At 66.3% G+C, this 14,708-nt stretch carries 13 protein-coding genes, 1 tRNA gene and 1 riboswitch; of the genes, 7 read left to right on the plus strand and 7 right to left on the minus strand.

Going from position 1 to position 14,708, the window contains the following annotated elements; genetic code table 11:
* Positions 1-4 precede the first annotated feature (4 nt).
* The 3 genes from trmB to thiS all read right to left on the minus strand — a co-directional run bounded on the left by trmB (position 5) and on the right by thiS (position 1,864).
* The gene (trmB, locus tag FCE95_RS11860) at positions 5-718 is read right to left on the minus strand and encodes a tRNA (guanosine(46)-N7)-methyltransferase TrmB (protein WP_137267219.1); all 714 of its coding nucleotides are present in this window, start codon (positions 716-718) and stop codon (positions 5-7) included.
* A gap of 16 nt (positions 719-734) precedes the next feature.
* Positions 735-1,532 (minus strand): thiazole synthase, encoded by a 798-nt coding sequence (locus FCE95_RS11865; RefSeq protein ID WP_137267220.1) that lies wholly within the window; start codon positions 1,530-1,532, stop codon positions 735-737.
* A 128-nt stretch (positions 1,533-1,660) separates the two neighbouring features.
* Complete coding sequence (thiS, locus tag FCE95_RS11870) at positions 1,661-1,864, minus strand: sulfur carrier protein ThiS (protein ID WP_137267588.1); 204 nt, start codon at positions 1,862-1,864, stop codon at positions 1,661-1,663.
* A gap of 151 nt (positions 1,865-2,015) precedes the next feature.
* On the opposite strand from thiS, the gene FCE95_RS11875 reads away from it, so the two are divergent.
* The 6 genes from FCE95_RS11875 to FCE95_RS11900 all read left to right on the plus strand — a co-directional run bounded on the left by FCE95_RS11875 (position 2,016) and on the right by FCE95_RS11900 (position 7,777).
* Positions 2,016-3,857 carry an autotransporter domain-containing protein gene (locus FCE95_RS11875; protein WP_137267221.1) on the plus strand — a complete coding sequence of 614 codons (1,842 nt, stop codon included), beginning with the start codon at positions 2,016-2,018 and terminating at the stop codon, positions 3,855-3,857.
* Positions 3,858-3,944: 87 nt separating this feature from the next.
* Positions 3,945-4,018, plus strand: a tRNA-Gly gene (locus FCE95_RS11880).
* A gap of 53 nt (positions 4,019-4,071) precedes the next feature.
* Positions 4,072-4,536 carry an ATP-dependent zinc protease family protein gene (locus FCE95_RS11885; protein WP_137267222.1) on the plus strand — a complete coding sequence of 155 codons (465 nt, stop codon included), beginning with the start codon at positions 4,072-4,074 and terminating at the stop codon, positions 4,534-4,536.
* Complete coding sequence (gene rimK / locus FCE95_RS11890; RefSeq protein WP_137267223.1) at positions 4,533-5,459, plus strand: 30S ribosomal protein S6--L-glutamate ligase; 927 nt, start codon at positions 4,533-4,535, stop codon at positions 5,457-5,459. Before FCE95_RS11885 ends, rimK begins: the two co-directional genes overlap by 4 nt.
* Before the next feature lie 301 nt (positions 5,460-5,760).
* The gene (locus tag FCE95_RS11895; RefSeq protein WP_137267224.1) at positions 5,761-6,444 is read left to right on the plus strand and encodes a response regulator transcription factor; all 684 of its coding nucleotides are present in this window, start codon (positions 5,761-5,763) and stop codon (positions 6,442-6,444) included.
* Complete coding sequence (locus FCE95_RS11900; protein WP_137267225.1) at positions 6,431-7,777, plus strand: sensor histidine kinase; 1,347 nt, start codon at positions 6,431-6,433, stop codon at positions 7,775-7,777. The genes FCE95_RS11895 and FCE95_RS11900 overlap by 14 nt, the downstream gene beginning before the upstream one ends.
* 144 nt (positions 7,778-7,921) lie before the next feature.
* On the opposite strand, the gene FCE95_RS11905 is transcribed toward FCE95_RS11900, so the two are convergent.
* The 4 genes from FCE95_RS11905 to ahcY form a co-directional block, all read right to left on the minus strand.
* Entirely contained in the window at positions 7,922-8,836 is a 915-nt protein-coding gene (locus tag FCE95_RS11905) for a branched-chain amino acid transaminase (RefSeq protein WP_137267226.1), read from the minus strand.
* 75 nt (positions 8,837-8,911) lie between these two features.
* Positions 8,912-9,577, minus strand: a complete 666-nt coding sequence (locus FCE95_RS11910; RefSeq protein WP_137267227.1) for a hypothetical protein — start codon at positions 9,575-9,577, stop codon at positions 8,912-8,914.
* 209 nt (positions 9,578-9,786) lie between these two features.
* Positions 9,787-10,614, minus strand: coding sequence for a methylenetetrahydrofolate reductase [NAD(P)H] (metF, locus tag FCE95_RS11915; RefSeq protein ID WP_137267228.1), 828 nt, complete (start codon positions 10,612-10,614; stop codon positions 9,787-9,789).
* Positions 10,615-10,785: 171 nt separating this feature from the next.
* Positions 10,786-12,216: an adenosylhomocysteinase gene (gene ahcY / locus FCE95_RS11920; RefSeq protein WP_137267229.1), complete on the minus strand. Its 1,431-nt coding sequence runs from the start codon at positions 12,214-12,216 to the stop codon at positions 10,786-10,788.
* 38 nt (positions 12,217-12,254) lie between these two features.
* Positions 12,255-12,378, minus strand: a riboswitch (S-adenosyl-L-homocysteine riboswitch).
* A 178-nt stretch (positions 12,379-12,556) separates the two neighbouring features.
* Here ahcY and FCE95_RS11925 point away from each other — a divergent pair.
* Positions 12,557-14,566, plus strand: coding sequence for a hypothetical protein (locus FCE95_RS11925; RefSeq protein WP_137267230.1), 2,010 nt, complete (start codon positions 12,557-12,559; stop codon positions 14,564-14,566).
* Positions 14,567-14,708: the final 142 nt, after the last annotated feature.

Here is a 14,708-nt window from a genome sequence, read left to right on the forward strand (position 1 = left end):
TATCTCAGGTCCGGTCGTACAACAGGTCGAAGACTTCGTGGCCCAGGCGCTGGCCGCGCGATTCGAAGTGCGTTTGCGGCCGCCACGCCGGCCGCGGCACGTGCCCGCCCGGCCCGGCCCGGTTGCGCAGGCCTTCGGCGGCGTCGAGCACTTCCCACATCTGCTCGGCATAGTCCCGCCAATCGGTGGCCAGGTGCAAGCGGCCGCCGGACGCGAGTTTGCGCGCCAGCAGTGCGGCGAACTCGGGTTTCAGCAAACGCCGCTTCTGGTGGCGCTTCTTGTGCCAGGGATCGGGGAAGTAGATGCGGATCTCGTCCAGCGAAGCGTCGGCGATCTCGCGTTCCAGCACTTCGACCGCGTCGTAATGGTAGAGGCGGACGTGATCGCTGCCGTCGGCGGCCAAACCGTTGAGCAGGCGGCCGACGCCCGGCGCATGCACCTCGATGCCGATGTAGTCGCGCTCGGGATCGTGCGCGGCGGCGTAGCGCAGCGCTTCGCCGTTGCCGAAGCCGATCTCGAGCACGCGCTTGGCCCTGCGGCCGAACACGGCGTCGAAGTCTCTCGGTTCGCCTTGGAATTCCAATCCGAAACGTGGCCACAGTTCGTCGAACGCGCGCTGTTGCGCGGGAGTGAAGCGGCCCTGCCGCAGCACGAAGCTGCGCACGCTGCGGCGGCCTTCCTGCGCGGTGTAGGGCTTCTTTTGCAGCGGTTCGGTCATCGTCGCTGGCGCGCGCTCAGCCGATCAGGCCGTCGACCGGCGACGAGGCGCTGGCGTAGCGCTTGCGTGGAATGCGCCCGGCGCGGAACGCGGCGCGTCCGGCTTCGACCGCGAGCTTCATCGCCTGCGCCATCAGCACCGGATCCCTGGCGCCGGCGATGGCGGTGTTCATCAGCACGCCGTCGCAGCCCAGTTCCATCGCGATCGCGGCGTCGGAAGCGGTGCCGACGCCGGCGTCGACGATGATCGGCACCTTGGCGTTCTCGACGATCTCGATCAGGTTCCACTTGTTCTGGATGCCCAGGCCCGAGCCGATCGGCGCGGCCAGCGGCATCACCGCGACGCAGCCGATCTCCTCCAGGCGCTTGGCCAGGATCGGATCGTCGCTGGTGTAGACCATCACGTCGAAGCCGTCGGCGACCAGCATCTCCGCCGCTTTCAAGGTCTGCACCACGTCGGGGAACAGCGTCTTCTGGTCGCCCAGCACTTCCAGCTTGGTGAGCTTGTGGCCGTCGAGCAGTTCGCGCGCCAGGCGGCAGGTGCGCACCGCGTCTTCGGCGGTGTAGCAGCCGGCGGTGTTGGGCAGGATCGTATAGCGGTCCGGCGGCAATACGTCGAGCAGATTCGGCTCGCCGGGGTTCTGGCCGATGTTCGTGCGGCGGATCGCGACGGTGACGATCTGCGCGCCGGCCGCATCGGTGGCGCGCCGGGTTTCGTCGAGGTCCTTGAACTTGCCGGTGCCGGTGAGGAGGCGGGATCGGTAGGGCTTGCCTGCGATGATCAGGGCGTCATCGGGCGCGTGCGGAAGAGTCATCGCGGGATTATCGCAGGTTGGGCCGGCGCAGGCTGTGTTTTGTAGAGTCGAGCTTGCTCGACTGCCGTTCGGTCCGTCGCCGGGAACCTATGAAACAGTCGAGCAGGCTCGACTCTACAAAAAGCGGGTCAGCCGCCGCCCAAGGCATGCACGATTTCGACCTTGTCGCCGGCCCGCAGCCGATGCTCGCCGTGCAAGCCGCGCGGCACGATCTCGCCGTTCACCTCGACCGCGACGCGGCGTTCGGACAGGCCCTGCGCGGCGAGCAGGGCGGCGACGGTGGCGGCGGGGTCGGGCAGCGACACCGGGTCGCCGTTCAAGAGGATGTCCATGCCGCCATTGTCGCGCGCCGCGCGCGATGCGGCCAGGCGGGCCTGGGCCATCGGTCACGCTTGAGCGGGCCCGGCCTTCGTGAAACGATTCGCTAACATCCGGTGCCGTACCGAAGGATCCGGACCCACGCGATTCAGGAGAACCGCCGTAATGAAGTCCATCCGCCCCGTCCGCAGCCTGCTTGCCGCCGCCTTGGCCTTCGTCGCCGCGCCGGCGCTGGCGCAGACCTATTCCCAGACCGTCTTCATCGGCGACAGCCTCACCGACTCGGGCCACTTCCGCCCGGCGTTGATCGGCGTGGTCGGCCCGAACGGCGCGCTGATCGGCCGCTTCAGCACCAACCCTACCTGGGTCTGGTCGGAATTCGTGGCCGACTACTACGGCACCAACGCCACCAGCGACAACCAGGGCGGCACCAACTACGCCGTCGGCGGCGCCCGCACGGGCACCAACACCAGCGGCGCGCTCGGCCCGATTCCCTCGCTCGCCACGCAGACCACCAACTACCTCGCCGCGCACGGCGGCCGCGCCGATCCGCGCGCGCTGTACACGGTTTGGGGCGGCGCCAACGACTTGTTCGCGGTCGCCGGCGGCGCGCCGCCGGTGCCGACCATCCCCAATGCGGTCGCGTCCGAAGTCGGCGTCGCCGTGGCGCTACAATCGGCCGGCGCGCGCTACATCCTGGTGCCGAACGTGCCGGATCTGGGCCAGACCCCGCAGTTCCGCGCCGGCGGTCCCGCGCAGCAAGCGGCGGGCACCCAATTGTCGACCACGTACAACAACGCGCTGTACGCCGGTTTGGCTTCGGCGGGCGTGCGCTTCATTCCGCTGGACACCTTCAGCCTGATCCGCGAAGTCGTGGCCAATCCGGCGCCGTTCGGCATCACCAACGTCACCGGCACGGCTTGCAATCCGCAGATCACCGCTTCGTCGGTGACCTGCAGCCCGACCAACTTCGTCAACCCGAGCGCGGCGGAAACTTACGCGTTCGCCGACGGCGTGCATCCTTCCAGCAAGTCGCACCGCATCCTCGCCGACTACGCCATCGCCACGCTGGAAGGTCCGCGCCAGATCGCGGTGCTGCCGTATTCGGCCTCGAACGTGGGCCGCTCGCGCGCCGAGCGCGTGGCGGCGCACCTGACGGGCGCGAGCCAAGCGGACGGCATGCGCTGGTGGGCCGACGTGCGCGGCGACAGCCAGCGTTACGACCACGATCGCGGTACCGGCGCCGGCTTCGACGGCGGCGGTCCGACGCTGACTTTCGGTATCGACTGGGCCAGCGGCAACCTGACCTACGGCGCGTTCGCCGGCTATGGCCGGCAGAAGCTCGACTTCGGCGGCCGCGGCGGCGACTTCGACCAGAAGGACACTTCGATCGGCGGCTTCATCGGCTGGCAGGGCGACGGCGGCCTGTGGGCGAACGCGCAAGTCAGCTACAGCAAGATCGCCTACGACGTGACGCGCAAGGTGCGCTTGGATCAGGTGACCCGCGCGCATCACGGTTCGCCCGACGGCGACAACCTCAGCATCGGCGCCGAAGCCGGTTGGGAATTCGGCGAAGGCAAGCTGCGCCACGGTCCGGTGATCGGCGTGCTGTCGCAGCGCATCGACGTCGACGGCTACGCGGAAAGCGATGCGAACTTGTCCACTTCGCTGGCGTTCCCGGAACAGAATTTCGATTCGCTGATCGGCCACGCCGGCTGGCAGGCGAGCTACGCGATCAACGATCACCTGACGCCGTACGCGCGCCTGACCTACGACCGCGAGTTCGAAGATCCGGCCAAGGAAGCCTTCGGCCGCGTGCAATCGCTGCCCGGCACCGGCAACTACGCCGTTCCCGGCCTGGACATCGACCGCGACTACGGGACGCTGCAGCTCGGCGCCCGTTCCAAGCTGTTCGGCCTGGACGCCAACATCGGCGCCAGCGTCACCTTGGGCCAGGAAGGCGGCAACAACGCCGGCGTGTACGCCACTTTGGGCAAGGGTTTCTAAGGCGAGCGGCGATGCGCCGGCGATGCGCCGGCGCTTCGCCGGCGCGTTGCCAAGCTTGGCCGCGCAGTCATAGACTGGCCGCGAAACGCGGGTGTAGTTCAATGGTAGAACTGCAGCTTCCCAAGCTGCTAGCGTGGGTTCGATTCCCATCACCCGCTCCAAACGCGACTACGGCGACCCTGCGCGGTCGCCGTAATCATCTCCGGAGTTCCGTATGCCCGATTCGCTCGTCACCCTGGGTTGGCGCGAATGGGTGGTCCTGCCGGGGTTGGGGATTCCGCGGCTGCGGGCGAAGGTCGACTCGGGCGCGCGCAGTTCGTCGCTGCATACCGATGCGCAATGGCGTTTCACCGAGGCCGGCGCGCCTTGGGTCGGGTTCCGGCTGACTCACGGCAAGGCGCGCGGGCTCGTCGTCGAAGCGCAGGCGCCGGTCCACGACGAGCGCGATGTGATCGATTCCGGCGGCCGTCGCGAGCGCCGCGTGTTCCTGCGTACGCCGCTGCGCCTGGCCGGATGCGAGCGCGAGATCGAAATCAATCTGACAAACCGCGGCGCGATGCTGTTCCCGATGCTGCTCGGACGCACCGCCATCGCCGGCCTGTTCACCATCGACCCGGCAAGCTCTTTCCTGCACGGCCGCCCGCCGCGCCCACCTTCTTCCGCCGACACCGCCGCATGAAACTCGCCATCCTGTCCCGCAACGGCAAGCTGTATTCGACCCGGCGCCTGGTCGACGCCGCGCGCGAGCGCGGCCACACCGTGCGCGTGCTAGATCCTTTGCGCTGCTATATGCGCATCGCCAGCGACGGCTTCCAGATGCATTACAAGGGCCGCCAACTCGCCGGCTACGACGCGGTGCTGCCGCGCATCGGCGCCTCGATCACGCGCTACGGCACGGCCGTGCTGCGCCAATTCGAATTGATGGGCAGCTACACGCCCAACCCCGCCGGCGCGGTGCTGCGCGCGCGCGACAAGCTGCGCTGCCACCAGTTGCTGGCCGCGCAAGGCATCGACCTGCCGGCCACAGTGTTCGGCGACAATCCGGACGACACGATGGACCTGCTGTCGATGCTCGGCCCGCCGCCGCACGTGATCAAGCTCAACGAAGGCACCCAAGGGGCGGGTGTGATGCTGACCGAAAAGCCCTCGGCTTCGCGCGGCGTGATCGAAGCGCTGCGCGGGCTGTACGCGAACTTCCTGGTGCAGGAGTTCATCGGCGAAGCCAAGGGCGCGGATCTGCGCTGCTTCGTGGTCGGCGGCCAAGTGGTGGCGGCGATGCGCCGACAAGCCGAGCAGGGCGAGTTCCGTTCCAACCTGCACCGTGGCGGCACCGCCGAACGGGCCGTGGCCAGCGCCGACGAACAGGCCGCGGCCGTCCGCGCGGCCAAGGTGATCGGGCTGGGGGTGGCCGGCGTGGATCTGATCCAGTCGGCAAGGGGGCCGCTGATCCTGGAGGTCAATTCGTCGCCGGGCCTGGAAGGCATCGAAGCGGCCAGTGGCATCGATATCGCCGGCAAAATCATCGAAAACATCGCTAAAAAGCAGAAACGGCATAAAGCCGCGCTAGCCAAGAATGGGGTCGCTCCGCTTCTTAACAAATAGTTAGCATTCCGTTTAACTGAGCTTTAATCGACCCCGGCGTAGCCTAGTCCGGACCGAAATCCCGCGCCTCTCTCTTGGTTGGACTATCCCTGTCGAGAACGCAGATTACGGTAATCGGGGCAGTACTTTTCGCCCAAGCGGCCAACACCGCTTGGGCTTTTTTCTGTCCGTTCGCCGAGGGCCGCGCGGGATTTTCCTTTCACCCGATTTGTTAAGCGGCCTGTGCAAGAATGCCGGATCGATCGATTCGGAACTGGCCGCGCCGGTGCCGGTCGAATCACCACTCACACGGGACAGCCTGATGCGCATCCTCGTCATCGAAGACAACCAGGACATCGCCGCCAACCTGGGCGACTACCTCGAAGACCGCGGCCATACGGTCGATTTCGCCGCCGACGGCGTCACCGGCCTGCACCTGGCCGTGGTCAACGACTTCGACGCGATCGTGCTCGATCTGAACCTGCCCGGCCTGGACGGGCTGGAAGTCTGCCGCAAGCTGCGCAACGAAGCGCGCAAGCAGACCCCGGTGCTGATGCTCACCGCCCGCGACAGCCTCGACAACAAACTGGCAGGCTTCGATTCCGGCGCCGACGACTATCTGATCAAGCCGTTCGCACTGCAGGAAGTGGAAGTGCGCTTGAACGCGCTGTCGCGCCGCGGCCGCGGCGTGCAGACCCGGGTGCTGGAAGTGGCCGACCTGGAATACAACCTGGACACGCTGGAAGTGCGCCGCGAAGGCAAGCTGCTGCAGCTCAATCCGACCGCGCTGAAGATCCTGCAGGCATTGATGGAAGCCTCGCCGGCGGTGGTCACGCGGCAGGAGCTGGAAACCCGGGTCTGGGGCGAGGAATTGCCGGATTCGGATTCGCTGCGCGTGCACATCCACGGTCTGCGCGCGGTGGTCGACAAGCCGTTCCCGACCCAGCTGATCCAGACCCGGCACGGCATCGGCTACCGCATCGCCGCGCCCGATGCCGGCACCTGACCCGGCGCCCGCGCGACGCGTTTCGCGCTACCGGAGGCGGCTGCGCAGCCGCATCATCCTCTCGTTCGTGCTGCTGGGCTTCGGCCTGACGGCGCTATTCGCGTTCGCCACGAACTGGACCCGCACCCGGGTCGAGAACTCGCTGGTCGAAGACGTGATGAACCGCAACATCGACGAATACGCGCGCCAGTATTTCGCCGATCCGGACCGCAAGCCCGAGTTCGGCGTGCAGCAGATGCTGGGCCGGGTGGTGAAGAAGGACCGTTTCGACGAACTGCGGGTCGAACAGCCGGAGTGGTACGCGCTGTCCGACGGCATCCACAGCATCCAAGGCAAGAACGAGGACGGCAGCCCGTTCGCCTACAAGCTGGCGGTGCGCAAGACGCCGGACGAATGGTTCTTCCTGGCCTACGACATGACCCAGGCCATCCGCAGCGAAGAGCAGTTCAACCGCGCCATCTACAGCTCGGTGATCTTCTTCACCTTGCTGTCGCTGGTGGTCGGGCTGTGGGCGGCCTCGCGCGTGATGAGCCCGGTGTCGGAACTGGCGCGGCGCTTGCAGGCCTCCGGCAGCGAAGCGCAGCCCGAGGCGCTGGCCGCGCATTTCCCGGACGACGAAGTGGGCCAGTTGGCCGAGGCCTTGGACGATTACGCCACGCGCCTGACCGAAGTCGTGCAACGCGACCGCGAGTTCAACGCCGACGTCAGCCACGAACTGCGCACGCCGCTGGCGGTGATCAAAGGCGCGGTCGAATTGCTGTTGTCCAAGCCGGAACTGGACGAGAAGACCCGCGCCCGCCTGCAGCGCATCCAGCGCGCCGAGCAGCAATGCACCGACCTGATCAGCGCCTTGCTGCTGCTGTCGCGGAACGAACGCGGCCACGGCGCCACCGACGTCGCCAAACTATCGGAACAACTGCTCGACGCGCACCGCAGCCAGCTCGGCGGCAAGCCGCTGGAACTGCGCGTGGAAGGCGAACGCGGCTTGGTGGTCGACGCGCCGGAATCGGCGGTGAACGTGGCGCTGGGTAATCTGATCGGCAACGCGGTCAAGTACACGACTTCGGGCGAGGTGATCGTACGCCTGCATCCGGAGGACAAGTCGGTGGAAGTGGTCGATTCCGGCCCCGGCCTCAGCGCCGAAGACGCGGCGCGGCTGTTCGAACGCGGCTACCGCGGCACCCACGCCGAACATTCGCAGGGCGGCGGCATCGGTTTGTCGATCGTGCGCCGCTTGTGCGCATTGTACGGATGGCAGGTGCGCGTGGTGCCGGGCGAAGAGCGCGGGGTGGTGGCGACACTGACTTTCGCGGCGGCGCGATCGGTCGCGTAGGGTGGGCTTTAGCCCACCATTGCCATCATGCCGCTCGCCGCAATCCCCGGCGAAGCGTGCCGATGAATTTTGTTTTCGCCGATTGTTCGTCGCGACCTGTCGAATGGCAATGGTGGGCTAAAGCCCACCCTACGCGCCGTGCGATCAGGCCGGCTCGAGCCAGCCGTATTTGTCCGGCGTCTTGCCGTCGAACAGGCCGAAGAACAGTTCCTGCATCTTCTTCGTGATCGGACCGGGCTTGCCGCTGCCGACCTGGCGTCCGTCGACCGAGCGGATCGGGGTGATTTCCGCGGCGGTGCCGCACATGAACAATTCGTCGCATAGGTACAGGTATTCGCGCGGCAGATCGCGCTCGACCACGGCGATGCCGGCTTCGCGCGCCAGCGTGATCAGCGTGTTGCGGGTGATGCCGTTGAGCAGCGCGGCGCTGACCGGCGTGGTGTGCAGCGCGCCGTCGAAGACCAAGAACAGATTCTCGCCCGCGCCTTCGCTGAGCAAACCGGTGGAAGCCAGCGCGATGCCTTCGCCGAAACCGAGCCGGCGCGCTTCGCGCGCGACCAACTGGCCGGACAGATAATTGCCGCCGGCCTTCGCGCCGGCCGGGATCGTGTTCGGCGCGAAACGCTGCCAGCTGGAGACGCAAGCGTCGATGCCCTCTTCGAGCACGCTCGCGCCCAAGTATTGGCCCATCTTCCAAGTCGCCACCGCGACATCGGTGGGCGTGTCCGCCGACAGGCCGAAACCGCCCAGGCCCCGATAGGCGACCGGACGCAGATAGTCGGTGGTGTTGTCGTTGGCTTTGATGACTTCGCGGCACGCCTGATTGATCTGTTCGAGCGTGTACGGCACGGCCATGTCGTAGATCTTGGCCGAAGCGAACAAGCGGGCGTTGTGATCCGTCAGGCGGAAGATGGCCGGGCCGTTATGGGTCTGGTAGCAGCGGATGCCTTCGAACACCGACGAGCCGTAGTGCACGACATGCGACATCACATGGGTGGTCGCTTCCGCCCAAGGCTTGATCTTGCCGTTGTGCCAGATCCATTCGGGGTAAGCGGCCATGCCAGGCTCCGAAAAAAGCGCGATTGCGAGCCCGATATTGTGCCCGAAGCGGCCGGGCTACGCCGCTCCCACAAATCAGAGGCGGATCCACCAGCAGCCCATATGCCGCTGCAGGCCGAACACGCTGCGCGACGGCGTGGCGCCATCGCCTGAGGTCTGTTCGATGCGCAGGGCGACCGGCGGGCCGCGACGCACCGCTTGCTGCGGGTAGTAGTCGGGATCGGGCGGCGGCGCGGGCGCTTCGTCGCCCGCAACGTCCTGGCCATGGCCTTCGAGGCTGAAAGGCACGGAGACGCCGCCTGCGGCCGCGTCGGGGGCGAGCGTAGGTTCGGGTTCGTAGACCCGCGCATAGACCGGGACGATATCGATCAGCGGCCGTTTCGCCAGCGCATCCAGCCGTCCCATCAATCCGTAGGCGGTGCGCGTGGACATGCCCGCCCAGTGCACCACGCCGGCCAGGCGATTGGCGTCGCGGGCGTCGAAGGCTGAGGTCATTTCGTACACCAGGTCGCGGATGTTGCGCGCGCAGCCGCCGTAGCGGCGCGAGTTCATGGCCTGTCCGGCCTGCGCATGCGGCACGCGTTCGACCGCGCCGATATATTCGCAAGGCCGGTCGGTATAGACGGCATTGCCGTCCGGACCGGTACAGCGCCGCACCTGCGCCGCCGCGTGCGTAGGCCACCAGGCCGCCGCTGCGGGTAGCAGCGCCAGGATCAGGCAGCGGGAGAAGAGGGCGGGCATCGCGGCAGACTAGCGTTCGCTCCGCTCGGCGGGAAGTGCGGCCGTCAGGCTTTGCCTTCGGTTTTGTGTAGAGGCGTAGCCCGGGTAAGCGAAGCGCACCCGGGACGCCATGTCGGAGTTTGCGACGAAAGCCCGGGTTGCGCTTCGCTTACCCGGGCTACGCCGCTGCGAAAAGCTCGCGGCTGAAGCCGCTCCCACAAGAGCGAGGTTCAGCCGAGGCGGGACAGGACGCTCAGGGTGGGCTTGGAAAGGTTCAGCGTGTAGAAGTGCAATGCGGGCGCGCCGCCATCGACCAGGCGCCGGCACAAGTCCGCGACGAAGTCCGCGGCGAAGTCGCGGATCGCCTCCACGTCGTCGCCGTAGGCCAGCATGCGCTTGCCGATCCAGCGCGGGATCTCCGCGCCGCAGGTTTCCGAGAAGCGGCGCAGCTGGGAAAAATTGGAGATCGGCATGATCCCCGGCACGATCGGCACCGTCACGCCGAGCTTGCGCGCGTCGTCCACGAAGCGGAAATAGGCGTCGGCGTTGTAGAAGTACTGGGTGATCGCGCCGTCCGCGCCGGCATCGATCTTGGCCTTGAAGTGTTTCAGGTCGGCCATCGCGTGTTCGGATTGCGGGTGCGTCTCCGGATAGCAGCCCACTTCGATATGGAAGAAACCGTCGTGCTCGCGGCGGATGAATTCGACCAGGTCGGTGGCGTAGCGGAAGTCGCCGGTATGGCCCATGCCCGAAGGCAGGTCGCCGCGCAACGCGACGATGCGGCGGCAACCCATGTCCTTGTAGCGCTGCAGCAGCGCGCCCAGCTCGGCGCGGGTGCCGCCGACGCAGGAGATGTGCGGCGCGGCGTCCAGGCCGTGGGTGTGGTGCAGGCGCTGCACCGTTTCGGGCGTGTAGTCGAGCGTGGATCCGCCGGCGCCGAAGGTGCACGAAACGTATTCCGGGGAAAGCTTCTTCAGGCGCAACGCGACTTTATCGAGCTGCTCGCGCTGCTCGTCGGTTTTCGGCGGGAAGAACTCGAAGCTGATCGGGGTCTGCATCGCTTGCTCCGGAGCGACCCGGCCGTAGCCGGGTCTTTTTTGCTTAGCTGTCATCCCCGCGAAGGCGGGGATCCAGTGACTTTTGCTTCACCAGCCGGTGACGACGCGACTATGCGAGTCCGCGCGCCCTCACCCAATCCTCTCCCGCATGCGGGAGAGGGCTTGAGCGGATCAGTAGCGGTAGTGGTCCGGCTTGTACGGGCCTTCCACCGCCACGCCGAGATAGTCGGCCTGTTCCTTGGTGAGCTTGGTCAGCTTCACGCCGATCTTTTCCAGGTGCAGGCGCGCGACTTCCTCGTCGAGCTCCTTCGGCAGGCGGTACACGGTCTTCTCGTACTTGTCCTTGTTCGCCCACAGGTCGATCTGGGCGAGGGTCTGGTTCGAGAACGAGTTGGACATGACGAAGCTCGGATGGCCGGTGGCGCAGCCCAGGTTCACCAGGCGGCCTTCGGCCAGCAGGAAGATCTCCTGGCCCGGCTTGATCACGTACTTGTCCACCTGCGGCTTGATGTTGATCTTCTTGGCGCCCGAAGCGTTCAGCGCGTCGACCTGGATCTCGTTGTCGAAGTGGCCGATGTTGCAGACGATGGCTTGGTTCTTCATCGACTGCATGTGCTTGAGCGTCAGCACGTCCTTGTTGCCGGTGGTGGTGACGTAGATGTCGGCGGTGCCGAGGGTGTCCTCGACGGTGGCGACCTCGTAGCCTTCCATCGCAGCCTGCAGCGCGCAGATCGGGTCGATCTCGGTGACGATCACGCGCGCGCCGTAAGCGCGCAGCGAATGCGCCGAACCTTTGCCGACGTCGCCGTAGCCGCACACGACCGCGACCTTGCCGGCCAGCATCACGTCCATCGCGCGCTTCAAGCCGTCGGCCAGCGATTCGCGGCAGCCGTACAGATTGTCGAACTTGGACTTGGTGACCGAGTCGTTGACGTTGATCGCCGGCACCAGCAGCTTGCCCTGTTCGGCGATCTGGTAGAGGCGGTGCACGCCGGTGGTGGTCTCTTCCGACACGCCCTTCCAGTCCTTGACCACATTGGTCCAGAAACCGGGGCGCTCCTTGGCGACGCGCTTGAGCAGGTTCTTGATGACGCCTTCCTCATGCGAGGAAGCCGGTTCGTCGACCCACTTCGAACCTTGTTCCAACTCGTAGCCCTTGTGGATCAGAAGGGTCACGTCGCCGCCGTCGTCGACGACCAGTTCCGGACCCTTGCCGCCCGGGAAAGTCACCGCATCGAGCGTGCAGTCCCAATACTCTTCCAGCGACTCGCCCTTCCACGCGAACACCGGCGTGCCGGACGCGGCGATCGCGGCCGCGGCGTGGTCCTGGGTGGAGAAGATGTTGCACGAGGCCCAGCGCACGTCGGCGCCGATGTCCTTCAGCGTCTCGATCAGCACCGCGGTCTGGATGGTCATGTGCAACGAACCGGTCACGCGCACCCCCTTCAGCGGCTTGGCGGCGGCGTGCTTCTTGCGGATCGACATCAGGCCCGGCATCTCGTGCTCGGCGATATCGATTTCCTTGCGGCCCCAATCGGCCAGAGAGATGTCGGCGACTTTGTAATCGCCTTCGGTCGAGAAGGTTTTGACGACAGCGTTCATGTGTAGCTCCGTTGTTGGGAATCCGGGTGGCGGATTCGCATTAACGGGCGCCGTTGTTGCAGAAACCCACGCCGAGCCTGGCCGTACTTTTGAATCCCTGCACAAGGGTGTGCAGGCTCTTGCGGAAGGATCCGCGTACAGGTCGCAGCGCCCCTCGGCGGGGCAGGTCGCCATTTTATCGCTTCCTCGCGATGAAAGGATATGTCCACCCATCCGGCCGGGTGGTCTGTTTCGCCTATTCAGCCTTCTGCAACAATGGCTTACGAGGGTTTGCCCTAGCTAATCGCGGCGCAAGGGCGGACCTACCATCGGGCCATCCTCCCGGTCGAGGCCCGCTGCCATGCCCGAACTGAACCCCAATATCGACGTCTTCCAGCGCAATTTCGACGTGTTCGATACCGCCGCCAAGGGGGGCAGCAAGGACGGCAACGTCAGCCGCGACGACGTGCAAGCGGTCGCCGACGGTTCGCAATACACCGCCGAACAGCGCGCCGCCGCGCAGTACCTGCTCGACCATCCCGACCAGTACGCGCTGCTCGACACCGGCAAGAACGGCGGCGGCCTGTACGCGGCCGACGGCGACATCACCCGCGGCGATGTGGATGCGGTGATCGCGAACGAACCGCTGTTCTCCGATACCGGCACCTTCGTCAGCGATGCGCCGGCGATCCCGGAGAACATCTCGGGCGATTTCGAGGATCCGGCCTCGGCCGCGGCCCAGACCGAGCGTCAGGCCGAAACCAGCATGGGCGACCGGGAAGCGGTGGCCACCAGCTATTTCATGAATATGGTGCGCGAGCACCAGAACGATCCGCAGTGGCTGCAGCGCTATTTCGCCGCGTTGGGCGCCGACAAGACCGCGCAATACCTCAATAACGTCGCCGATCCGAACCGCTACAGCAACACGTCGGCCGAATACGCCAACGGCGAGATCGCTACGGTGCGCACCGCCTTGCAAGGCATGTACGAAAGCGGCGCGCTGAAGGACGCCGACATCGCGCGCCTGGTCGAACATTGGGCGATGGAAGGCGGCGACTTCAACGCCGGCGTGGCGCAACTGTTCGGCGGCATGGAAGGCCGCCGCGCGCAGGACATGCAGAACGCGTTCTTCCGCGCGACCAGCGAATTGGCGCTGGCCGGGCAGGACGTGGCCAATCGCCAATTCCATTTCTCCGACGGCGCCATCGGCCGGCTCAGCGACGGCGACCGCGAAAGCCTGGCGGCCGCGGGCGCTTACGTGCTCAGCCAAACCGGCACCGAGAACCAAGTCGGCCGCCTGATCGACCTGCAAGCCGACGGCGGCGCGGAAGGCGGCACGATCGATCGCTTCATCACCTTGGCGATGGCCAACCCGACCCAGGTCGCCGCGTTCGATTCCTACACCTACGACGCGCAGGACGCGCGCATGCGCGATCCGGATTCGCGCGGGCCGGTGGGCGGCGAAGTCGCGTACGACGGCGTGGCGCGCCTGGTCAACACGCTCAGCGTGGACAGCACCTACCGCGGCGGCCCGGATCGTTTGCTGCCGCCGGCGCCGTACAGCTATTCGGCGCTGCAATCGGTGCGCGACGACGTGTTCTACGCCGCGTCCAACGGCCTGGACGCCAACCGCGACCAGTGGCAGGACAACACCACGCTCAAGGACGGCCTGTCGCGGATCCTGATGTCGGACTTCGACCGCATGGTGAGCGATGCGACCGCCGCCAACGGCGCCGGTTTCGACGACGAGCATCCGTTCCCGAAAGCGCTGGAGAATTTCGCCCAGAACGTGCTGTTCACCGATCCCACCGGGGGTTCGCGCGACGCGACCAGCCAATTCCTGGTGGACAAGCTCAGCACGATGATCAACGACGTCAACACGCTCAACGACGCCGACTTCGCCGCCAAATACGACGGCAGCAACCAGGCGCAGATCACGCATTTGGCCGGCGCGATCCTCGGCCACATCGACAACGGCCTGGAGCAGGCGACGCAGGTATCCAGCGACAAGTACGAATCGGAGAAGAAAGGCCTGGAATTCGGCCTGGATCTGGCCTGGGCGCTGGGCCAGGACGGCTTGAAATTGCTGCCGGGCGGCAACGTGATCTCGACCATCCTGCCCGATTCGGTCACCGGCTCGGAAACCTTCGGCGCGATCAAGGGCGAGCTGATCTCGAAGATGCGCGAAGGCTTGGGCGATCAGGCGGCCGAGTTGCTGCTGGAGAAATTCCCCGATCTGCACGCCGACGGCGCGCTGTCCGGATTGACCCAGGAATTGTCGGAAGTGGTGTCGGTCGGCAACGAGCGCGACTTCCTGTCTTCGCTGCTGAGCAGCTACGAATACGTCGACAGCAATCCCGCCGCGCAATAAGCGCCGGCGGGATGCCCGCGCGCCGGGTGGAGGCCCGGCGCGTTTTTTTCATGCGTCCGGCTTTTTGTGGGAGCGGCTTCAGCCGCGAGCTTTTTGCTGGCCGGGAACCCGCGGGAAAGCTCGCGGCTGAAGCCGCTCCCAC

It is taken from the genome of Luteimonas gilva, assembly GCF_005239095.1.
Classification (GTDB): Bacteria; Pseudomonadota; Gammaproteobacteria; order Xanthomonadales; family Xanthomonadaceae; genus Luteimonas_C; species Luteimonas_C gilva.